Here is a 22,545-nt window from a genome sequence, read left to right as displayed (position 1 = left end):
AAGCCCAGCTAGAGTAGCTGGGCTTTTTACCATCTAATTGTCATTGTGGTTTCGGCATACGTCTAATTTGCCAAAAATGTCGCTTCCAATAAGGATTATCTAAGCGTGAAATCATCACACCTTTTGATTGTGACGCGTGCATAAATTCTGAATTGCCTAAATATATTCCAACATGGCGTGTATTACGCCCCGTTCGGAAAAAGACTAAATCCCCTTCTTTTGCACTGTTACGTGAAACTTTACGTCCCTTTTTCACCAATTGTAATGTTGTTCTTGGCAACATCATTTGGTAAACGCTGGAATAACCTACTTGCACAAACGCTGAGCAATCAATGCCTTTCTTTGTTGTTCCACCAAGACGATAAGGTGTTCCTTTCCATGAATGGTAAACACCATCAAACATACCTGTATCTACAGAAGCGTTCTTTTTCAAACCTTCTTCCAACATATCATTGCTAACAGCAATTTTTTTGCCTACTGACGTTGTTTCAGCAGCCTTATTGTTTGATGTTTTATCATTTACAGAGTCAGTCGAAGAACACCCAATCATTGACACAAGCGCCAATGCAAATAATGCGTGTTTATTATATTTAAATCCGTTCTTCAAAATTTAGCCTGTACTGATCGTTTGATAATACTTTTATTGATTATGGCTTAAAATAATACCAATAATAAGGACAAAGTGCACACTATCAGAATAAATTTGACCTATTCCAAACAATAACAATTCTAATATCTTAAAATTAGATACAAACATTAAACGTATACGCTCAACAATATGACCTCAATACAATTTCATAATTATAATCCCCATTATGAGCAAGAATTGTCTCAGCTTTACTATGACGCTATTACAAAAATTGCGCCTGCTTATTATCATCCACAACAAGTCAAAATATGGGCTGATTATCCGCGCAAACACCCAAACGAATTTGCTAAATTATTAACACAAGGTGCTGTAATAATGGCAATTAACAATGAAGGGAGTGTCATGGGGTTCGGTCAACTTCATCCGAAAAATTATATTGCTTTACTCTATACCCGGCCTGAGTTTAATCGCTTGGGTGTCGCGAGTGCTATTTATAGTAAGCTCGAACAAATAGCACATATAAGCCATCAAACAACACTGAGTGTTACAGCCAGCAAACTCTCTCTACCCTTGTTTAGCAAGCTAGGTTTTGAATTAATCGATACAGAAATTGCTATCCGTGACGACATTACGTTCGAACGCTACAACATGGTAAAATTATTGTAGGGAAGGAAAAAAAAAGCTTACTGTTAAGTAAGCTCAAAAATTTATACAACAGAAGAGATAAAAACTACGTCTATAACGTATTGATTATCTATATATAATTTTTACTTTTATCCTATTTAAGATCCAGTCATTTACTTATCTATAAATACATATGCGATTATCTTCACGCCTAGATTGAAAATGTAACTGTTAATGTTATTAACAAGCAATATATCATCTGACCAGATACCGTATATTTTTATAAATCGTGATAACACACTATAAAATGTTAATTATTTGTAAAGCCACACTATCACAATAATAACTATTTAGGTAATGTATAAAGATGTAGTCATGCGACATAACTTAAACAGCATAAGGAGTATATGTGCTGGCTTTAATTCGAATTACCATCGCAACCCTTTTTATTATCATTACAACCTGTTGTGCACTACTTTACTGTCTAATAAACCGACCTCGTGCACCTAAACATGTCTACACCTTTTGCCGCTGGTTTAACCAATTGCAAAAAATTACAGGTGTTCGTGTTGAGCAACGTGGACTCAGTAACAGCGCCAATATTGCTAATGCCGTCTATATATCCAATCACCAAAGTGTTTATGACTTTGTTACGACCCCTGGTATGTTGCAACCAAATACCGTGTCACTAGGGAAAAAAAGCTTATTATGGATCCCTTTCTTCGGGCAGCTTTACTGGATCACGGGCAATATACTGATTGATCGTGAGAATAAAGCCAAAGCGCGTAATACCATTCAGCAAGTTGCTGATGCTATCCACCAGCGAAATTTATCTGTCTGGGTTTACCCAGAAGGCACGCGAAGCAAAGGACGTGGATTGCTGCCTTTTAAGACAGGAGCTTTTAGAATGGCGATAGAAGCAGGTGTACCTATTATTCCTGTCGTGATCAGTACGACACACAATAAGATTGATTTAAATAAACTTGATAACGGTACTGTTATAGCTGAAATGCTAGCCCCAATCGACACTCAAACATTTAAATCGACTGACGCAAGACAGTTAGCTGAAAAATGCCATCAACTTATGGCAGAAAAGATCGCCCAACTTGATAATGAATTATCGAAAGATTCTTATTTGGCGAGTGAAGAGACATCAAAAGAGAATAAAGCCTAAAATAATTACACCCAATGAGTTTCATTGGGTGTAAATTATATCAACAATCTAAAGCTTAGATGTAAAGCTTAGATGTAAAGCTTAGCAACATCGCTAGGCTCAACTTCCACACCTTCAAGACTTTCGTTCCAGTTCAAACCAACAAGAACACCGTCTTCAGCTAATGTGATCATCCAATCTTCTAAGAAAATATCTAGTGGCAATTCACTTGGTTGGAACTCAGCCCACTCATCAGCACATTGCGCTTTCGCATCTTCTTCATTTGACCAGAATGGCATTACTTCCGAATCTTCAAACTCAGATGAAGCAACAGATAGCCAATCACCTTCTTCATTACGAAGGCTCCAAACAATACGTGTATTTTGTGTTTCTTCAACAAACATTAATTTGTTAGCTTGGATATCTGACGTTAATTTAGTCATCTATTTTCTCTCAGTTGTAAACCTAAATGGCAAGCAACCATAGCTTATATCACCACAGCACTCTAACCCATGAAGTTTAACAAAAAACAGAATAAACAGTGATTAAATATTGTTTATATTTTTATGCTATATAGAGATAAAATAATATTGACATATACCTATTCGATGGCAAAATGTCGCGATTATCGTCTAGGTTCATTCTGTTCCACCCGATATGGCAAAGTCTTGCCAACACATTACATCAAACATTTACACTTACTGTTAGGTCAATCAATGCAATCTCGTCGTGCTGGAAATATGCTGGCGGCATTTTCTTTTGTGCTTTGGGGAATTCTCCCACTGTATTATCAGTTCTTGCCACAAGCCAATATTAATGAATTACTCGCACTAAGACTTATTTTTTCAGTGCCTGTTATGTTATTAGTCATAGTACTACTTAAACGGCCTTTACCTAACGTTACGGAACTGTTGGCAGATAAGAAATCGTTCTTCATGTGCGGTGTTGCTGGCTGTATTATGAGTGTATCTTGGTATGCTTTTACCTGGGCGATTACCCACGGTGAAGTGCTTGCCGCAAGTCTTGGTTATTTTATTAACCCATTATTTGCTATTGCCTTAGGTATGTTTTTCTTAAGAGAAAAGCTCACAAAAGCTCAAGTAATCGCTGTGGTTCTGGCTATCTTAGGTATTGCTTATCAAGTCTGGCAGTACGGGGAGTTACCTTGGTTGTCTCTTCTTATGGGCAGCTTTTTTGCTATCTATGGATTAACCAAAAAGTATATAAGATATGATGCATTAACCTCGGTGACTATTGAAGCCGCTATCCTTACCCCCTTTGCTGTAATTTATATGCTGTGGCTTTACTTCTCTGGTGATAGTGTGTCGTTAACATCAGGTACGACTACATTCCTATTATATGTAGGCTCTGCGCCAGTTACAGTCGCACCCTTAATCTTCTTCGCTTTAGCACTGAATCGTACTAGCTTAACAATGGTTGGATTAATGCAATATATCGAGCCAACATTACAGTTCTTATTAGCCGTGTTCTTGTTTGGTGAGGTCTTTGATCATACTAAAGCGATCAGTTTTAGCCTTATTTGGGCAGGTTTGATCTTTTGTACACTTGAAGCATTACCCAACTTATTCGATAAAAAGCGTAACGTTACCCTGCCTCACTCGTAATTGTCTTAAATGTAAACACCGTGCGTTGTACGGTGTTTTTGTTTATCCTTCAATTATTGTCCAAATAAGAACGTTTTATCATGTCATCAAACCCACCTTCAGAGCTACAGCAACTACAAGAACAACTCCGTCACTTTGCAATACAGCGCAATTGGGATCAGTTCCATACCCCTAAAAACTTAGTAATGGCCTTAAGTGGTGAAGTGGGTGAATTAACAGAAATTTTCCAATGGTTAACCCCCGAGCAAAGCCAACACCTTTCAGTTGAAAAAAAACGGCAATTAGAAGAAGAACTTGCGGATGTGATGATGTACTTGGTTCGATTAGCGGATAAGTGCGATGTGGATATTTTAGAGGCTTGCCAGAGAAAGATAATAAAAAATGCTGATAAATACCCTATTGAGAAATGTTATGGATCAGCGAAAAAATATAATGAGTTATAACAGCGTTCAGTAAGAACAAAAAAGCTGGCGATTATAGCCAGCCTTTTTCATTTACTTGCCAACTATTTTTGGCCAACACCGCGATTTTCTTTTTTCGCTAAAGCAATTTTACCAAAGCCTAGCTTACGAAAATAACTATCACGATAGTCACGGGCAGCTTTACTTGAATTTGAAACTGCTTCAACTTGCAATTCCATTTTTAGAAATGACGTTAAGTCGATACCTTCTGCAGCAGCTACCGCTTCATGAATATTACGGTATTGATCAAATGAAAAAATAAGCTCTTTTTCTTCATTTTTGTAGGTATAGATAATAGTGCGTGACATAACGTCCCCAGTAGAGCATAAAAATGGATACGAAATTTACCGTATATCCTTTTAAGATGGAAGCTTAAACAACGCGGTATTATTTAATAAATCCGTCACCATTAAACTATACCTCGATAGCTGCTACCTGCTTGGTTGTCAGATCATTATTTATATCGTTATTAGAAACAAAGTCTTGTAATAATTCATTAGCAAAAACATCTTGTTGCGACATTGGTCGATAGTAATAAAAACCTTGAATATAGCGTACCCCCACAGATTGAATAAATTCAACTTCTTTAAGATGCTCTACCCCTTCAACAACAATCTCAGCATTGGTGATCTTACCGAGTTGTACAGCTAAGCTAAACAGGTCTTTACCTCGCTGTGTTTCTAGATTCAGTACCAGTGTTCGATCAATTTTTACTTTATCAAAATCAAAACGCGATAAATAAGCCAGTGATGAATAGCCAGTACCAAAATCGTCTAATGCTACGGCAATGCCTAATTGATGTAATTGATCGATGACTTTCGCAACATCGGCTTCATTTTGCACCAATAACTCTTCAGTGATCTCAATTTCAATTTGAGAGAATGACAGTGAGCTCTCTTCAATATGTGTTTTAATCGTTTGGACAAAATTTTTCTTTAAGACAGTATCTGGTGAGATATTTATCGATAATCTAATGTTCTCATTCACTTTCGCAAATCGTTCGCCAGCACGTAATGCTTTGTCAAAAACCCAATAATCTAAATCTGGCATTAACCCTAATTGATTAAAGGCGGCTAAAAACGTCGGCGGTAAAATCTTTCCATCCTTATCATGATAACGAATAAGTGTTTCAAAACTAATGATCTTATTCGTATTCACATCAACCTGAGGTTGAAAATAGAGTAAAAACTCCCCTTCAGCTTGTAGCCGTTCGATCTCTTTTTGTGCTTTTAAATTTCGATGTAAAGACGGTATAAAACTGGTTAAACGTGTTTTAACTTCAATCTCATCACTGGTAAATAAGCGATTGGAGAAGACATCGGACACACCAATACCAAGGTTACGCTTATCCATTAGTTTAAAGAATGGGTAATAGATCGCGACACCAATTAGGATGATAACAGCCTGTAATATTGCGCCAGAAATAGCCCCTCCTGTTGCAACATAGCCGCTTAATAAAGGCGGCATTAACCAGCTTTGGATTTCACTTAATGGTGGCACAATTCCCCAATACATCGCCCCATAAGCCACCACAAAACCAATTGCAGGTGCAATCAGAAAAGGAATAATCATGATTGGATTAAATATAACAGGCACGCCATAGAGCACCGGCTCATTGACGTTAAAAAGACACAAGATAAGGGACGCTTTTGCTAATACTTTATAGCCTTCACTTTTTGCAAATAACAGCATACAAATAACTAAGCTCAATAAGTTGCCGCTACCACCAATGCCCGTAAAGAAATCATAAAAATTGGTGCTGATAATATTAAGATCTGCACCAAAATTATGCCATGCTGAAATATTCACCATAGTGATATCGTAAAGTTCAGCTTTGTACATATGAAGTACATTATGGCCATTGATCCCTACGGACCAAAACGCCCCGCGTAATAACTCATAAATAAGGCCATCAACAAAAGAGGTAGGATCAAGCGAGGGTAATAATGAAGATGAAATGCTTACCGAATTAACAACAAAGTAAATAAGCTGACTGGATGTTATCAATGCACCAATGGAGACTATCGCACCTAGTAGCATGTTTGCAGAGCTGTCGATGACAGAATCACGATCACTGCCTCTAAAAACACGAAATTTCTTTAATCGAGAAATCAGTCCACAAGTAATATATGCCGTTAATAACGACAACGGAAAACTATTAGGTAATGGCATAATTTGCGATAAAAAGCCCCATTGGTAGGACACCACAAAATACACAGTTAATGCACTGGCTATTGAGACCCCTTTAGGGATACGTTTTACAGAAGAGAGGTATGTAACAAGATAAAAGTTGATCAATATAGGAAACATCAAACCCGTTGATTCACCTACATACCTTATGGTACCAGTTAATGAGTCATAGCCGTAGTGCTCACAGAATACCGCTATAAGTTCACAGAACGTCGAGATTAATGCCAGCGGTAAGGCCATGATAAAGACATTCGAAACAGCAACAAGATATTTATTCGACGAGAGCTCTGACATTACTCTGTAAACAGTCATAACTATTTTCTTATTTAATTATGATAAATACTATCAGCTCGATGCTGCCTGTATTTCACTACTCAATACCAACATTCGTGTTAATAACATCAACTAATCATCACGAACAACGCTAACTAATTATTTTATTTCAGTAAATTATACTATCAATCATATCAGTTTATTATACATGAAAATTTATAAAATACTGTGCTACCTATCACTTCACACAAAACATGTAAGAGATTGTTAATAAAGTATACTTCGAACACTATTTAAAGCTGCATATCAAAGAAATAAGAGATAAATACCGTTATGTAACCACAGGAGTAATAATTAAAATGTGACATGTTTTAAACGTATTCTCGTTAATAGGGCATGGGTAAAATCATACACTGCCTTTTCCCATACTTATACACAGAAACAGTGGATAACTTTACTAACGCTGTGAAAAAACACACTTTTCGTGTATTTTTTATACAGGTGGGATTTTTAAATAATCAGTAAGTTACGATAGTAAGTCAAAATTATCATGTAATTCTCATTATGATTATTTTTTAGTTAAATAGTGGATAACTTGATTCTCACTACCACGCCATACCAAAGCAGGATCTCGTTGAGATTCTTCGTATTTTCCATCAACAAGAACATCGATAAGATCAACAATTTGCTGTTGCTGCTCAGTTAACTCAGCGAACGTGTACCCCGTCCATAACCAAATATCTTTACCAATACATTCACTACGGACACGTTTTACCAACTTTAAAATATCAGGCACGTTGTTTGGGTGTAACGGATCACCTCCAGATAAAGACAAACCACGGCGTTTAATTCTAGTATCGTTCAAATCATTAATGATCTGATCTTCCATCTCTTGGCTAAAAAAGTGCCCTGCATCTAGTCGCCATGTACTCTGGTTATAACAACCTCGACACTGATGAATACAGCCAGAAACAAATAAACTTGCACGAGTGCCCGGTCCATTAACAATATCGACAGGGTAATAGTTGTGATAATTCATATTGGTCACCTACACTCTCTAGTAATTTATTAAATAATAATCTTAAAAAGAAAAAGTGCCCTCTCAGGCACTTTTATCTTGTTACACTATGCACTCAAATAGAAATTACATGTGTTTAACACGACGCTTCACTTCTTCTTGTTTACCGAAGTTAAACGGGCGTGCGTCAGGGCTACCTAAGTAACCGCATACACGGCGTGTTACTGATACCTTAGATGGCTCGTGGTTACCACACTTAGGACATGTAAAGCCTTTACTTGTACAGTCAAACTCACCCGTAAAGCCACACTCATAACACTCATCAATGGGTGTATTAGTACCGTAATAAGGAACACGCGAATAGCTGTAATCCCATACATCTTCTAGTGCTTCAAGGTTATGCTGAATATTTGGGTATTCACCGTAACAGATGAAGCCACCATTCGCGATATCAGGGTAAGCCATCTCAAAGTCAATTTTATCGTATGGGTTTACTTTCTTTTCAACATCTAGGTGGAAGCTATTTGTGTAGTAGCCTTTGTCCGTCACACCTGCAACAACACCAAATTCTTTAGTATCGATTGCACAAAAACGACTACATAGGTTTTCACTTGGCGTACTGTATAAGCTAAAGCCATACCCCGTTTCTTTCTTCCATGCATCTGTTGCATCGCGTAAACGCTGAACAATGGCAACCGCTTTTTGGCGAAGCTCTTCACTGTCGTATACATGCGTATCATTGCCATATAGTGCATTCACTGTTTCATGAATACCAATATAGCCAAGCGAAATTGAAGCACGACCATTTTTGAAGATTTCTGATACGTCATCATCTTCTTTAAGGCGTACACCACATGCTCCTTCCATATATAAAATAGGGGCTACACGTGCTTTCACTCCATCAAGACGGGAGATACGTGCATCAAGTGCACGACGAGATAAGGCCAAACGCTCATCTAATAAAGTAAAGAAACGCGCTTCATCCCCTTTTGCTTCTAATGCAATACGTGGAAGGTTAATACTTACAACACCAAGGTTATTGCGGCCTTCGTGGATCAACTCACCATTTTCTTCATACGGACCAAGGAAACTACGACAACCCATCGGCGTTTTGAATGAACCCGTTACTTCAACTAACTTGTCATAGTTCAAAATGTCTGGGTACATGCGCTTAGAAGCACACTCTAACGCCAATTGCTTAATATCGTAGTTCGCGTCATCTTGTTTATGGTTTAACCCATCTTTAATGGCAAACACAAGCTTAGGGAATACTGCCGTCTTATGATTTTTACCCAAACCTGAAATACGGTTCTTCAAAATAGATTGTTGAATTAAGCGTGATTCCCACGACGTACCTAAACCAAAACCGAAAGTAACAAACGGTGTTTGCCCATTTGCGGTATGTAATGTGTTTACTTCATATTCTAGTGATTGGAATGCGTCATAACATTCTTTTTCAGTACGCGCATTAGCAAAAGCAACTGGGTCTTCAATGCCCCACTCTTTTGCTACTTCTAAATGCTTTTTATAACTAACAGTAACATAAGGTGCTAATACTTCATCAATACGGTTGATGGTTGTTCCACCGTAGATGTGGCTTGCTACTTGTGCAATGATCTGAGCTGTAACTGCTGTTGCGGTAGAAATAGATTTAGGAGTATCAATCTCTGCGTTACCCATTTTAAAACCATGGGTCAACATGCCGTTTAAATCAATCAGCATACAGTTAAACATAGGGAAGAAAGGAGAATAATCCAGATCATGGAAGTGAATATCACCACACTCATGTGCTTTAACAATGTCACGCGGCAACAAATGTTGAGTCGCGTAGTGTTTAGCAACAATACCAGCCAATAAATCACGCTGCGTTGGGATCACTTTACTGTCTTTATTCGCGTTCTCATTAAGTAAAGATGCATTGCTTTGCTCAATCAAACCACGAATTTCATTATTTAGGCGGCTTTTCTTTTCACGTGCAATATCGCGATCATGGCGATATTCAATATAGGCACGGGCAACTGTTTTGTGAGGACCAATCATCAATTGATTCTCTACAGCGTCCTGGATAGCGTGAATATCTACTTCTTCAGCATGCTGGAATTGAGCTAATGTCGCTTCAGCAACAGACATTGCATCCACTTCACTCATATTCATGTCATTGATTGACTGAGCTGCACCCATTACCGCTTCTTTAATGCGTTGCATTTCGAAAGGTACACGGCAGCCATCACGCTTAATCACAACAAGTTTCACACTAGGCTCCTAAATATACAATATTCATTACAGTGTCACGTAAACACAAAATATAGGCATTCGGTATACACGCAACAACAAGATGTGGGTATTAGGCGAGATTTTCAAAAAACAAACATTGATCCAAATCAATTTGTTTTAAAGAGAGATTACGATACGAACGATGCATCTGATGCGTCACAAAATTCTTTATAAAAGCAAATTTACATATACGCTTGTCAATAAAATTATTTGGTATTTAAGTAAAAATAATGAGAAAAAATTCTTGATTTTTTGCTGAATGAAGTAGACTGATTAAACACTTTTACCAGGCTGATTTGAATATTTAATGGATGGCTTAACACTTACACAGCGTATCAATAAAGTAACCTATAAAAACCTTCGTATTGGTTTTTTATGGTCATCTAAGATATCTCTGATGATCTTATCTTTAATGTTAGTCACATTATGGCTCAATCATTTCACTAATGACTCTGATATATCATTTTTGTTAACAGCCCAGTTTACTTGGCAAATGATACTTTCTGGTTTCGGGATCATTTATTTTAATCGCAGCACTGAACCTGCAAATTATCGCTTAGTGAGTGCCTTTTATAGCTTCACCTATGGTTTGAGTTGGGGAGCAACTATCTTAATCTTAGGCCTGTATGCACAATTCACTTTACTCTCTGAAGTATTAGCCAACCTGACAACTATGGTGGCATTACTTGGATTTTATACCTACCGAAATGCCTTATATTTAGCGATTACACCAATACTTGCTTTGAGTACTTGGATAACAATCAAAGATGAGCACTTAACATTACTGTTTTCGTTTGAAAAGTTTATGATCACTCTCATCATCATTGAATCTGGACGCCGTGTGCTATATCGCTGGTTCAGTAATCGTATTCAACAAGAACATGAGAATAAACGTTTACTAAAAGAGTTAAATCAACTCGCTTCTCGTGACCAATTAACCCAAATTAAAAATCGCCGTTTTTTCCAAATAGAACTTGAGAAGCAAATTAAAAATAGCCAACGCTTACATATCCCTTTGTCTCTAATTTTAATTGATATTGATCACTTTAAAGCATTTAACGACAGTCAAGGCCATATTGCGGGGGATGAGTGTTTAAAATTAGTTGCAAAAGTGATTGATGCAAGCTTGCTTCGAGGCACAGATAGTGTTTCTCGTTTCGGTGGAGAAGAATTTGCGGTTTTGTTACCAAATACCAACCTTGATGGCGCTATTTTAGTCGCCCAACGTATTCAGGAAAACTTAACTAAAGTAGCGATTGATCATCCCGCCTCACAAACCAGTCATATCGTGACAATCAGCCAAGGTATAACGACTTATGAGGAAAGCCAACGTTCAACGCAATTTATAGAAAAAGCAGATCACAATTTATATGATGCAAAAAAATCAGGACGAAATTGTTATATCGCTGCTTAGTAAATACCGCACTTTGAGCTATGTATAATAACCATCTGTGGCTATTTTGGTCATATTGCGTCAACGGCTTGCCGACATTTAGATACTCGTATCGACATTACACTTTTATAGTGTTCTGCTTGCGCTTTGATATACACAGCGCAGCCAGCACGATCATGAGATATCCATGCCTTTTCTGGCTCAAGCGCTACCTTTTTCCCTTCAGGAAAGACATAGTTCAAAATAACATTGCCATTAGGTTGAATCGCAAAACTATAAAATCGATCTAAATGCTCTAAATAGCCTACTGTTAAAAATAATACAGGTAGAAAAGAGCACTTAAACACAATGCTTTTAACGGTTAATGACTTAAATTTCATGTATGCTTCTACACGCAGCACAACATAGACCAATACAATAGATAAAGCAGCAAACCACGCAAGGATCTTAAATTTCCCCCACGAAACTTCGGGTTCAAGCAGTAGTATTTCCACCTTAGATTCCTTTCTAAAACAAAGCTGACAGTAAGATGCCACAAAAGTTATAACTCATGATTTTTGTTTGAGATAACACACTGCATACGATATTAAGAATAGCTTTCAAGTGGTGTGATAACTAACTCCAGAAAACTATGTTTACCAAGAATAGTGAAACTGAATTTTCATCATAAATATTATAATAAGGCTAAAAAATTAACCTAAAATAAGGAGAACATAATCCCGTATTTATTCTTTTTTGCGATTCAATTCATACTCGCTAATATTTGTCATGCACACTCATTAACGTTAATGACGTGGAATTTTCAATGGCTAGCAGATCATCCCAAAAACGACATACAACGAACAGCAAAAGACTACCAAGTATTAAAGCAAATTTTTCTTACTCACCAACCCGATATTCTCGCCTTTCAAGAAGTCGATAGTGCCTCAAGCCTTCATCGCATTGTTCCTAAAGACCAGTATCAAATATACATATCATCAAGAGTCAAAAACAAAGACGACGTTTTTAATGGGATCAACCAATTCACTGGTTTTGCCGTTAAAAAACACCTTACCGTTAAAGAACACCCAGATATAACCACGTTGAGCTCTCCCGCTATAGCATTAGGAAACAAGCCGTATTACCCACAAAAGTTACGTTATGGTTCAGCAATTAAAGTCAATCTTAATCAGCATGATATTATCGTTGTGAATGTACACTTAAAATCAGGTTGCTTTACTCCTAAACAGCTAAAGAACAACCGTAAAAAATCCTGTCGCACACTGAATTTACAACGAACATTAATCCAACAATGGATAGAACAGCAAGAAGTGAAAAGGCAGCCTTTTATCTTAGTTGGCGATTTTAATCATCGTATATCTCTTAATACAACAAATAACAAAACTTACTTTTTCTCCAATAATAATCAGCAAGGTTCTTTAAAATGGCTTACTCATAATGTTAAAGGTAACTGTTTAACAAAAAGAAGAAAGAAGAATAAAACCTATTATCGTCGTTATAAAGAATTAATTGACCATGGTTTTAGTAGTGAACATTTTACTATCTCATCTATCCAGCAGGTACCTTATTCCTTCAAGCAAGTATCAACTTACCAATTGAGTGATCACTGTCCAGTTATCTTTAGCCTCAGTTTTACACCGTTTATTTCTTCATGACTTATTAAGTTGTAAACTACAGTCAAAGAAAAGCCCACTTACCGACACCCTACGAGAAAGTGTTAAATAAGTGGGTATTGTTCATCAAATTTTATTCTGTCGCGTAATTGGAGCCATTGTAGTAACGTACATCAGGCACAATATTATGTTTATTCAACAAGCGGTACATTGTTGCTCTTGAAACACCAAGATCTTTTGCAGCTGATGCTACTTGACCACGGTGAGTTTCTAATACAGCAACCAGTACGTCTTTTTCTGCCTCATCTTTAATATTACGTAAACTTTGCTTCATATTAATTTTCTTAGGTAAGTCGAAGTGTTCAACACCCACTTCATTACCATCTGTTAATAACGAAACGCGTTTAACTTGATTTATTAGCTCTCGTACATTACCCGGCCAGTTATAACGGAGAAGTAACTGCTTTGCTTCTTCATTATACTGAGTTGCAATGGTGTTATATTCGCTTGAATACTTATGTAAGAAATATTCAGCTAAAGCAATAATATCAGCACCTCTTTCACGTAACGTTGGTACTGAAATATGGAAAACATTAAGTCGGTAAAATAACTCTTTACTGAATGTTTCATTCGCAATTGCTTGTTCTAAATTAGCACTAGAGCAGGCAATAACACGAACATCACACTCTCTGGTATCTTCTAAAGAGTCATTAGTCGGTTTTTGTAAATAAGCGAGAAGCTTCTGTTGCAAGTTTTTAGACAGTTCTTCAATACCATTAAGTAAAACCGTACCCGCTTTTATCGTGTTTTCAGATACATGTTCACCGTCTGAATTTAAAAAGGCTATTTGCTCATCATCGTCCATAACTGATGCGCAATTGATCATAGTAAAACTGTCATTTCTTCGTTTACTTAAATTATGGATAGAATTCGCAATAAGATCTTTTCCGGTTCCTTGCTCACCGCTAATAAAAATATTAACGTCTGTCATTGCAACACGCCGAACCATATCTCTCAAATGCTTAATTGATTTAGATTCACCAAATAAACCGACATCTTGCTGAGCATCTGTCCAAGAATTAGATTCAATTTCTAACATGCCTAATTGATGGCCGACAGTTTCCAATAGATGCGTCGATGGAATGGGAATTGAAAAATAATCAACACAATAATTATTTATAAATTGACAAATAGCATCCATACCAAGCTGTTCTTTCTTAATTACAGCAATCCATTTTACTTGCTTGGTTTTATTTGCCCTTAAAGAAATGCTATTTAAACTAAAATCATTATTACTAAGATCGACAATACAAATGCAAGGACTATATTCTTCCAAGATGGCATCAGCAGTACGAAGGTCATAACAACAATGTGTTTTCCATCCAGTTTGTTCTAATAACGCAATCCAAGGTTCATAAGTACAGCCAATAGCAACGAGTTTAGCTTTGAACGTTTTCTTATCACACTGTGCTAGCATTGAAGCCACCTTTATAATATCGTTGATTCCCCTCTTTTTTATAATATAGGCAACAAATGAATAATATGCCTCGTATTAATACCGCTAAATAAATAAAATATATACTATTTATTTTGCATACCAAAATGCAAAAAATACATTATTATATCTAATTCATCATCTTATTTATTAATTATAACTGTTTTTATGATGTTATATTTTTATCTGATTCTTTTTTTGACAAATAAATACAAGAGATAAATCCATTTTAAATATCTAATTAATTATGTTGTATTGTATAACTATATTTACATTCTTATTATAATAAGAAATTAAACAGCCATGACGGCAACCACATAAATTTCATTTTTGTTGTATCAGGCTCACCAGATCCATAAACATTAACTGGGTTATTTTGACTATCTATTGCCTGTTCATTCCCTACGATTTGGTATCCATTCTTTGCTCGTGAACGAATACTCTCCTCAATTTCAGCGACAAGCTGATCGTTGCCACGACAAAAAAGTCCCATTTCAGTATTATAGTGATTAGAACGGTTATCAATATTGTACGTCCCCACCATCACTTCATTTTGAGCATCACCATTGCGTTTATAAATTTGTGTTTTGGAATGCATTCCCCACCGTGCATTTTCCACCGCTTTACTCACTGATGCCGTTTCATTTAGCCATTCGCCAGCATGGAGATAGATATGCATTCCCTTAGCTTGCCAATCATAAACATGACTATAGAGTTGTGCCGCTACATAAGTGGCATCGGTTGAGGATAAAGAATTGGTGTATAACGTCATATCGATATTTTTATCGAGTAATATTTGCATTAAATGCTCTGATTTTCGATTATTCAGTAAATAAGGAGAGGCCAATATTAAACTGTTATCGACTGTCATCACTTTATCGAAAATAGTTTTACGTAAAAAACGATAATTATCACTATACGGATCTTTAAATCGCGTCCAGAATGATCCTCCTGGTGCGTCTGAAGTAAATGTCGTTTCAGGACATAAATACGTCTTTTTCTCCATTAAAATCGGTCTTGCGATGGCTTCTATTCTTGCTCTTGTCGCCTCTTCAATTTCTGTGTGAGCAAGAAAGGCTTGAACGGCTTCCTGTTTACGCTCGTATTTTTGCAATTCAATACGATTGTTAGGTACTTCAGGAGAGTGATAACGTTCACTGATATCATGTTCAAAAAACGCATTAAAAGAATCTTGCATCGCTTTAACAATAGACCCTGATACATGCAGATCGCGATCAAGAAAGTTATATTGTTCTGAAAGATCAAAATAATCATTTTCGATATTTCGTCCACCCGTTACCGCTTCTTTACCATCAACCACCAACAATTTACGATGATTACGAAAGTTTATCGTAGAAATATAATACAGCGGTGCGGCATTATAATAACGAACATCAATACCATGATCTTTCAAACCATCGGCGTAGTATTCATCAAACTCAAATACGGTGGCAGACTTATCAATTAATACCCGTACTTTTACTCCTCGCTTTGCTGCTGACACTAATTCTTGCACGATTATTTTCCCACTCATATCGGGCGAGAAAATAAAGTATTCCACCTCTATCGTTTTATGAGCACGTCGGATCATATCAATACGGGTTTGTAATGCTGCAATACCGCTATTAAGTACTGTTATGTCATTGCGCCCTACACCGCTATCCGGCTGATAAATATCAACTTGATGAAACGGGTAAGGATTCGATGACGAAAGATCATGATAGCTCTCAAAATCTTCATCCCAATAAACCCAATTACACCCAGAGAGTAGTAATGATAATGACACAGTGGTTGCAATAGAACGGTAAGTAAACAACACAGGCTCCTTGTGCTATATAGATAAATCCCTTTATTATTTCATCTTGCATGAGAACTTAATAAAACCCCATAAAATTGTAATAATCAGTAGGATAAAACAAGATCTCTGTTCTATTTTGATTTATTCTTACAATCAATCGACATAACTACCAAGGTAATACACCCATGTCTACGCCATTAGATGCAACAGCAATTGAAACAATCCAAGGTTTTGATGCCGAAAAGCGTTACAAGCATTTAGTTAAAGAAGTTGTCGCTAACCGTGAAATTTGGATCCTTATCGATGAACACGGTTGTGTAATGCTTAATACCGACGATGAAGACTGTGTACCAGTATGGCCAAATAAAGAGTTTGCAGAAGCATGGGCAACTGGTGAGTGGGATAATTGTAAAGCAGAAGCTATTTCATTAAACAAATGGCATAGCCGTTGGACACATGGCCTTGAAGATGACGAACTGGCAATCGTTGTATTTCCAATTCAAGATCAAGAGGGTTTAGTGATCTACCCTGACGAGTTAGATTACGAGCTAAAGAACCAAGCAAAAAAACAGCGTTAATCGCTGGACGAATTTACAATACTAAGGTCAGAGTTATTCTGGCCTTTTTTATAGGAGAAAAACGTAAATGGACGCACTACTTCAAACCATTAAACAAAATCCAACCATCGTTGAATTTGCACACGTTATGGCAGTGATCACTGAACATTACGATTACCAAGCCACCACATTTTACAATGGTTTAAAAGACGATACGTTAAAGAATGATGTAGGAACAAATGAAGGTTCATGCAAGATTTTTGCTTTTGCGCAATTAAATCAACTATCAGAACAAGAAACGCTAGCTTGTTTTGGTCAATATTACCGTCAAGATGTGTTAGAACATCCTGAAAACAACGACCACCAAAATATTCGTCATTTTATTAAATACGGTTGGTCTGGCATTCAGTTTGATACATTCCCGTTAACAGCTAAAGCTTAATCACAAACAAGCCATCACGATAATTACTCTCTATCAACTTAGAACAATACGATGATGGCTTGCTTAATATAATAATTGAAAAATTAACTTAACGGCTTATTACAATGACTACATTTCTGCGGCGGCTTCATAAAAAATGGTGAGCGAGTTGCCTGCCCACAGCTATCACAAAACTTGGTAGAACGAATAGTCAACAATGTTAATGGCACCAATAACACTAGAATCGCAACTAACCATACCGTTGGTGGTTGCATATAAATAATGAACCCGCCAATCACGACGTTACTAAACACGGTATAAATTGGCCATAATTTACGCTTTTTTGCTACATCCTTACCGCGTTGAAATATCATTACACTACCCACAACCAGTGCAACCCAAATAACGATAAAGCCAATTAATAGATTTTCCTGCATTACTTACTATCCCTACGATTAAACACTATAAAATTTCACATTGAACAAACTTCAAACAACAAAAGTAACTTATCCCCCTCATTGAAAGTATAATTAACCTCTCAATAAGTATGGTTTTATGACCCTTCTCACAATGTTGGATTATCGTTAAAAAAAATAAACATTTTTATTACCACTTTTCAAAATAAAGTATTATCTTTAGCGCCAGAACAGGACGTTCAGGAATAAATCACAGACTTAGCTGCCATTTGCTAGTGCGCTGTGCTAAAGGAGTAAAAAATGGTTGTTCACACTGTCGCTCGTACTCATCGTCTACTACCTTCTGCGGTTAGCAATGACACAATTGCTGATGCGATGTTTCAACATTCAAAAAATAGTCATAATTTTAAGCTCATTAATAAAACGAGTGTATTATTCAATTCACCGCATTCTATCAAAGAGCTACAGCAAATTCCTAGCTGGCGTCAGCATAATATTACACAGCCTTATAATCAGTTAGAGAAGTTATACCAGCACGCGTACCCAGCTCAACAAGAGCTAAATATGCTATTAGAATCCGCCGCACTCGCTAGCCATTCTCAGGCTTTTTTACCTGGAATTAAAAACCAAAAACGTGCTGAGAAGAAAATAGCCACAGAGTTACTCGGTAACGTAAATAAGCTAACCGATGTTGTACGAGGAAGTGTTGTCGCAACAAACATTAGCGATTTAGTGAAAGCTTATTACTACCTAGCTCAATATAGCGATATTGTTAGAGTGAAGAACCGTTTTGATTCCCCTGCAGTATCTGGCTATCGCGATATCAAAGTGTTAATTCGGTTAAGCAATAGTGGGCTTATCGCTGAAATTCAACTACACCTTGAAGCCATTGCAGAAATTAAAAATGGTGAAGAGCATGATATCTATGAAGCCATTCAAAACATCGAGCGTATTTCGATAATTAAACGTCGAGCGCTAGATGATATTGAAAAAATGCAAATCAAACGCTTACAGGAAAAATCCCAGGCACTATATGCAAAAGCGTGGCAAGCTTATACTCAGCATTTCAATCTAGCCAGCTAATAAAACAACATACAACAATGTGATCAGAACCGCATTTTTATGCGGTTTTTTTATCGTTTTATGAATATTGACACAGAGTTTACCTCCCATTCAGGCTATATTGCTAACATCAGATCAGAAAGTAAAACCAAGCGCCGACAAACTACACAACACTTTTAAATACTCTTTTTGTGTGTTTGATATTGAAGGACAATATCGTTGGGAGTTGCTTAATGGATGTAAAATCTGTTCTACGTACAAGCTTTATTCTGTTCTGTATGCTTAGCCGTTCTGTGGTTGCAGCACCCGCTGTTGCGCCTGCATACACAATCTCTGACCAACCATCACCAACCCGTTTATCTCAAGCAAGCCGGAAGTCATTTCAACGTGATTTAAGTGGTTTATATAGCATTCAATCTTGGAAAAATAATAACATTGCACAACCGTATGATGACTTTACTACCTTGTACCAAGCATCAACTCAAGCACAAGTTGAATTAGCACATCTTATGCGTAGCATTAGCCTAGTTTCATCAACTGAAGTATTAGTTCCTGCCGTTAAGTCAATGGCACGCGCACAACATAAAATTGAAACAGAGCTAAATGGTCAAACGAATAAAATTACGGATATCGCGCGTGCTTCTCTCGTTGCTAACGATGTTTCATCGTTAGTGCAATCTTTTGAACTACTAAGCAAAGAAGCGACCATTGTAGGTGTTAAAAACCGCTTTAAAAAACCAACAGCTTCTGGTTACCGTGATTTGAATGTATTAGTTGAACTGCCACAAAGTAAAATCATTGCCGAAGTACAACTTCACTTAAAAGATATTTCTGATGTGAAAAATGGTAAAGAGCATGATATTTACGAACAAATTCAGAAAATTGAACGTTTAGCTCTGCATCAAAAACGCCCCCTGACAGAGTTTGAAGAGAAAAAAATTAAAAAACTACGTCAAGAGTCATTACATTTATACCAAGCCGCTTGGCAGCAATACTTACAACCTAACAGCATTGCCGTCTAACTCACTTTCTATTCACTTCAACGCCCTACTCACTAGGGCGTTTTTGTATTTATCACTTGAATCGCAGATTTTTAATCATTCAAAAGCGCTACCTTTAAAAACAAACAGCAACACATAACTCTATGTGTGTAATTTGTCATTGGCTAACCGATAACAATAAGTAAAGCCCATCACGATAGTTCGTAATGGGCTTTTTGTATATTTATTAGAAATAAAGCATTAAGAATTTGAATTTATAATATTTTTAAGCAATACCTATAAAAACCTATTGTTTAAACGCAGGTAGACTTATGACTATCAAAAAGACAATTACACTTCTTATCACTCACTTACTTGCCGGTGCATTCGGTGTTGCCCTAGGGATCTATTTACTGCCTATTTTGACTGCGCCAACGGCACCAACACAATCTGAAGTCTCTCGCATTTCGAAGCAAGCCCAGTATTCTGGTGAGTTCACAAAAGGATTAGCTGGTAGCGACTTTCTCCATTGGGGCGAAGGTAAAGTTTCAATCTCACCAACAAAAATAACCTTAATGGGAAAACTCACACCAGGGCCTGATTATAAACTATACCTATCACCTAAATTTGTAGAAACCGAAACAGAATTTAACCAAGAAAAAGCCAATATGGTGTTGGTAGGAAACGTGAAAACCTTTGATAATTTCGTTGTCAATGTGCCTCAGAACATTAATATCACTGAATACGATACAGTGATCGTGTGGTGTGAATCTTTTGGTCAATTTATTACTTCAGCTAAATACCAATAAGATTGAACACAGCTACACTTTAGACGCGAATAACCTCTTATGGGTTGAATACAATAGTCTTAATATCCTCCACTCCAAATATTATTTTTAACTAACACTTGCTGAGCTTTTATTTTTAATACGAACAAAAAAGCGATCGTTAGATCGCTTTTTACTATCAATAAATCATAAGATTAATTAGAGCTAGATAAAGCAACCTTCGCGCCTAATGCCATTAACACCACACCCATGACTTTTTCAATATACTGCTGAGCTGATAAGAAAGCATTTTTAATGTAACTGCGGTTTAAGAAAATTGCGACCAGAGAAAACCAAACAAAACAGGTAAATGACACAATCGCACCATAGGTAATTTGAATAGCGATAGGTGTCGACGCACTAACTAACTGAGTGAATAAACTCAAGAAGAATAACGTTGCTTTAGGGTTTAACATATTGTTTAAAAAACCCATTTTAAAAGCTGCAATAGCACTAACATCCTTCTTTTTAAGATCACTATTCTCTAATGTTGTCTTCGCTGTGCTTTTTAGACTTTTATAACCAATATAAAGCAGATAGGCCGCACCAAGGTATTTAACGATAGAAAAGAGAACAATAGATTGAGAAAGCAATACGCCAATCCCTGCTAAGGTATAAAAAATATGTACCCAAATCGCAGCAGCAACACCTAATGCAGTGAGAATACCAGAACGCGTTGAATGAACGAGACTATTTCTAACCACAATCAGAAAGTCAGGTCCCGGTGTAATAATGGTTAAAACCGTGATAGTAACAACGGCTATTAATTCTGTTAGGTAGGTCGTAAATAATTCCATTTCAGTCTCCTTTTCTTTTCACTCTCCACAATAGTTAAAAACAATTAAAAAACAAACAATTTATTAACAACCTAATATACAGATCAAAATCAAAATACCTTACTTCCCTTTGTGCTACCTTACGCTTTCAATAAATAGAGACAACACCATGACCAAACCAGATATTCTCACAACTATTAAAGATTTCACTGCTATAGAGCAGGCACTTGATTACTTTGAGATTAGCTACGACAGCCAATTTATCAATGCCAATCGTGAGGCGTTAGTAAAGCGCTTTGGTGGTTATTTGATCATGGAAAAGCCTGATGATTGGTTTTCAGGCCGCCGAGCATTGAAAAATGCTTACTGTCGTGTACAACGTTCATTATTAGATAAATCAACAAGACAAGCTTGTCGCGGATGTACCAGTTGTCAACGTCGATAATAAACAAAAAGCCCATCACGTTTGTAATGGGCTTCATATGCAATATATTATTTTAATATGATGATACCTAGCCGGTTGGGATTCATCCTTTCACTATTGCTATCTTACTTTTTCTTCTTTACCTTGCCTTGTACTGCTTTAAATCTTGGATTTGATTTACAAATAACATAAAGGCGTCCACGGCGCTTAACGACTTGGCAATCCTTACTTCGCTGCTTTGCACTTTTTAATGAGCTTAATACCTGCATCGTTATTCCCCTTTTAGCCCTGTCATCGCAAACTGTTTATTAAATCGAGCAACACGCCCATCACGTTTCGTCATCTTCTGCTTACCAGTGTAAAACGGATGAGAGTGCATAGAAACATCTAACGTAACATAAGGATATGTTTCTCCCTCTAGTTCAACCGTTCTTGACGTTTGTATTGTTGAACCAACCATTATGTACTTATCTGCACCTGTGTCATGAAAAGCCACCGTTCGATATTCTGGGTGTATACCTTCTTTCATTATTACTCTCCCTCGCTGCCTTTTGGTTATGTTATAACATAACAATA

At 36.8% G+C, this 22,545-nt stretch carries 25 protein-coding genes; 12 read left to right on the top strand and 13 right to left on the bottom strand.

Annotated features, from left to right (window positions below):
• Positions 1-40 precede the first annotated feature (40 nt).
• Positions 41-550, bottom strand: a complete 510-nt coding sequence (locus tag C9J42_RS05930; protein ID WP_107246257.1) for an NlpC/P60 family protein — start codon at positions 548-550, stop codon at positions 41-43.
• 276 nt (positions 551-826) lie between these two features.
• Here C9J42_RS05930 and C9J42_RS05925 point away from each other — a divergent pair, with 276 nt between their 5' ends.
• Both C9J42_RS05925 and C9J42_RS05920 read left to right on the top strand, forming a co-directional pair.
• Positions 827-1,255 (top strand): GNAT family N-acetyltransferase, encoded by a 429-nt coding sequence (locus C9J42_RS05925; RefSeq protein WP_233217772.1) that lies wholly within the window; start codon positions 827-829, stop codon positions 1,253-1,255.
• A 367-nt stretch (positions 1,256-1,622) separates the two neighbouring features.
• Positions 1,623-2,387 carry a 1-acylglycerol-3-phosphate O-acyltransferase gene (locus C9J42_RS05920; protein ID WP_107301772.1) on the top strand — a complete coding sequence of 255 codons (765 nt, stop codon included), beginning with the start codon at positions 1,623-1,625 and terminating at the stop codon, positions 2,385-2,387.
• A gap of 68 nt (positions 2,388-2,455) precedes the next feature.
• On the opposite strand, the gene C9J42_RS05915 is transcribed toward C9J42_RS05920, so the two are convergent.
• The gene (locus tag C9J42_RS05915) at positions 2,456-2,809 is read right to left on the bottom strand and encodes a DUF2750 domain-containing protein (RefSeq protein ID WP_006644976.1); all 354 of its coding nucleotides are present in this window, start codon (positions 2,807-2,809) and stop codon (positions 2,456-2,458) included.
• A gap of 273 nt (positions 2,810-3,082) precedes the next feature.
• Between C9J42_RS05915 and rarD the strand changes: the two genes are divergently transcribed.
• On the top strand, positions 3,083-3,991 hold the full coding sequence (rarD, locus tag C9J42_RS05910) for an EamA family transporter RarD (protein ID WP_107246258.1): 909 nt from the start codon (positions 3,083-3,085) through the stop codon (positions 3,989-3,991).
• Positions 3,992-4,071: 80 nt separating this feature from the next.
• A complete protein-coding gene (locus C9J42_RS05905; RefSeq protein ID WP_107246127.1) occupies positions 4,072-4,434 on the top strand; it encodes a nucleotide pyrophosphohydrolase in 363 nt (120 codons plus the stop codon).
• A 62-nt stretch (positions 4,435-4,496) separates the two neighbouring features.
• Here C9J42_RS05905 and C9J42_RS05900 read toward each other — a convergent pair whose 3' ends face one another.
• The 4 genes from C9J42_RS05900 to nrdD all read right to left on the bottom strand — a co-directional run bounded on the left by C9J42_RS05900 (position 4,497) and on the right by nrdD (position 10,186).
• Positions 4,497-4,760, bottom strand: coding sequence for a DUF2960 family protein (locus tag C9J42_RS05900; RefSeq protein ID WP_045084205.1), 264 nt, complete (start codon positions 4,758-4,760; stop codon positions 4,497-4,499).
• A gap of 106 nt (positions 4,761-4,866) precedes the next feature.
• The gene (locus tag C9J42_RS05895) at positions 4,867-6,954 is read right to left on the bottom strand and encodes an EAL domain-containing protein (protein WP_107287934.1); all 2,088 of its coding nucleotides are present in this window, start codon (positions 6,952-6,954) and stop codon (positions 4,867-4,869) included.
• Positions 6,955-7,483: 529 nt separating this feature from the next.
• Positions 7,484-7,954, bottom strand: a complete 471-nt coding sequence (gene nrdG / locus C9J42_RS05890) for an anaerobic ribonucleoside-triphosphate reductase-activating protein (protein ID WP_107207570.1) — start codon at positions 7,952-7,954, stop codon at positions 7,484-7,486.
• A 105-nt stretch (positions 7,955-8,059) separates the two neighbouring features.
• Positions 8,060-10,186, bottom strand: coding sequence for an anaerobic ribonucleoside-triphosphate reductase (nrdD, locus tag C9J42_RS05885; RefSeq protein WP_107207569.1), 2,127 nt, complete (start codon positions 10,184-10,186; stop codon positions 8,060-8,062).
• A gap of 328 nt (positions 10,187-10,514) precedes the next feature.
• Here nrdD and C9J42_RS05880 point away from each other — a divergent pair, with 328 nt between their 5' ends.
• Positions 10,515-11,621 (top strand): diguanylate cyclase, encoded by a 1,107-nt coding sequence (locus C9J42_RS05880; RefSeq protein ID WP_107207568.1) that lies wholly within the window; start codon positions 10,515-10,517, stop codon positions 11,619-11,621.
• A 50-nt stretch (positions 11,622-11,671) separates the two neighbouring features.
• Here C9J42_RS05880 and C9J42_RS05875 read toward each other — a convergent pair whose 3' ends face one another.
• Complete coding sequence (locus tag C9J42_RS05875) at positions 11,672-12,094, bottom strand: hypothetical protein (RefSeq protein ID WP_107207567.1); 423 nt, start codon at positions 12,092-12,094, stop codon at positions 11,672-11,674.
• Between the two features lie 294 nt (positions 12,095-12,388).
• Here C9J42_RS05875 and C9J42_RS05870 point away from each other — a divergent pair, with 294 nt between their 5' ends.
• Positions 12,389-13,255 carry an endonuclease/exonuclease/phosphatase family protein gene (locus C9J42_RS05870; RefSeq protein WP_107287933.1) on the top strand — a complete coding sequence of 289 codons (867 nt, stop codon included), beginning with the start codon at positions 12,389-12,391 and terminating at the stop codon, positions 13,253-13,255.
• A 91-nt stretch (positions 13,256-13,346) separates the two neighbouring features.
• Here the strand turns inward: C9J42_RS05870 and C9J42_RS05865 are convergent, their stop codons facing one another.
• Both C9J42_RS05865 and C9J42_RS05860 read right to left on the bottom strand, forming a co-directional pair.
• Positions 13,347-14,690 carry a sigma-54 dependent transcriptional regulator gene (locus tag C9J42_RS05865; protein ID WP_107207565.1) on the bottom strand — a complete coding sequence of 448 codons (1,344 nt, stop codon included), beginning with the start codon at positions 14,688-14,690 and terminating at the stop codon, positions 13,347-13,349.
• 298 nt (positions 14,691-14,988) lie between these two features.
• Positions 14,989-16,527, bottom strand: a complete 1,539-nt coding sequence (locus C9J42_RS05860) for a phospholipase D family protein (protein ID WP_233219385.1) — start codon at positions 16,525-16,527, stop codon at positions 14,989-14,991.
• A 164-nt stretch (positions 16,528-16,691) separates the two neighbouring features.
• Here C9J42_RS05860 and C9J42_RS05855 point away from each other — a divergent pair, with 164 nt between their 5' ends.
• Positions 16,692-17,084 carry a DUF2750 domain-containing protein gene (locus tag C9J42_RS05855; RefSeq protein WP_005365846.1) on the top strand — a complete coding sequence of 131 codons (393 nt, stop codon included), beginning with the start codon at positions 16,692-16,694 and terminating at the stop codon, positions 17,082-17,084.
• A gap of 67 nt (positions 17,085-17,151) precedes the next feature.
• On the top strand, positions 17,152-17,505 hold the full coding sequence (locus C9J42_RS05850) for a HopJ type III effector protein (protein ID WP_107287932.1): 354 nt from the start codon (positions 17,152-17,154) through the stop codon (positions 17,503-17,505).
• A gap of 83 nt (positions 17,506-17,588) precedes the next feature.
• Here the strand turns inward: C9J42_RS05850 and C9J42_RS05845 are convergent, their stop codons facing one another.
• Complete coding sequence (locus C9J42_RS05845) at positions 17,589-17,921, bottom strand: hypothetical protein (RefSeq protein WP_107207562.1); 333 nt, start codon at positions 17,919-17,921, stop codon at positions 17,589-17,591.
• A gap of 279 nt (positions 17,922-18,200) precedes the next feature.
• Between C9J42_RS05845 and C9J42_RS05840 the strand changes: the two genes are divergently transcribed.
• From C9J42_RS05840 to C9J42_RS05830, 3 genes are all read left to right on the top strand, one after another.
• Positions 18,201-18,983, top strand: coding sequence for a phosphoribosylglycinamide formyltransferase (locus C9J42_RS05840; protein WP_107207561.1), 783 nt, complete (start codon positions 18,201-18,203; stop codon positions 18,981-18,983).
• Positions 18,984-19,195: 212 nt separating this feature from the next.
• The gene (locus C9J42_RS05835) at positions 19,196-19,984 is read left to right on the top strand and encodes a phosphoribosylglycinamide formyltransferase (protein ID WP_107287931.1); all 789 of its coding nucleotides are present in this window, start codon (positions 19,196-19,198) and stop codon (positions 19,982-19,984) included.
• A gap of 290 nt (positions 19,985-20,274) precedes the next feature.
• On the top strand, positions 20,275-20,751 hold the full coding sequence (locus C9J42_RS05830) for a DM13 domain-containing protein (protein ID WP_107287930.1): 477 nt from the start codon (positions 20,275-20,277) through the stop codon (positions 20,749-20,751).
• Between the two features lie 173 nt (positions 20,752-20,924).
• Here the strand turns inward: C9J42_RS05830 and C9J42_RS05825 are convergent, their stop codons facing one another.
• A complete protein-coding gene (locus C9J42_RS05825; protein ID WP_107246135.1) occupies positions 20,925-21,566 on the bottom strand; it encodes a LysE family translocator in 642 nt (213 codons plus the stop codon).
• A 148-nt stretch (positions 21,567-21,714) separates the two neighbouring features.
• On the opposite strand from C9J42_RS05825, the gene C9J42_RS05820 reads away from it, so the two are divergent.
• On the top strand, positions 21,715-21,990 hold the full coding sequence (locus C9J42_RS05820; RefSeq protein WP_107207557.1) for a nitrogenase-stabilizing/protective protein NifW: 276 nt from the start codon (positions 21,715-21,717) through the stop codon (positions 21,988-21,990).
• A gap of 104 nt (positions 21,991-22,094) precedes the next feature.
• On the opposite strand, the gene ykgO is transcribed toward C9J42_RS05820, so the two are convergent.
• Both ykgO and C9J42_RS05810 read right to left on the bottom strand, forming a co-directional pair.
• Positions 22,095-22,238 carry a type B 50S ribosomal protein L36 gene (gene ykgO / locus C9J42_RS05815; RefSeq protein WP_023934641.1) on the bottom strand — a complete coding sequence of 48 codons (144 nt, stop codon included), beginning with the start codon at positions 22,236-22,238 and terminating at the stop codon, positions 22,095-22,097.
• 2 nt (positions 22,239-22,240) lie between these two features.
• A complete protein-coding gene (locus C9J42_RS05810; RefSeq protein WP_005365865.1) occupies positions 22,241-22,498 on the bottom strand; it encodes a type B 50S ribosomal protein L31 in 258 nt (85 codons plus the stop codon).
• Positions 22,499-22,545 lie beyond the last annotated feature (47 nt).

This window comes from Photobacterium sp. GB-56 (assembly GCF_003026105.1).
Classification (GTDB): domain Bacteria; phylum Pseudomonadota; class Gammaproteobacteria; order Enterobacterales; family Vibrionaceae; genus Photobacterium.
This window is presented reverse-complemented; position numbering and strand designations above follow the sequence as displayed.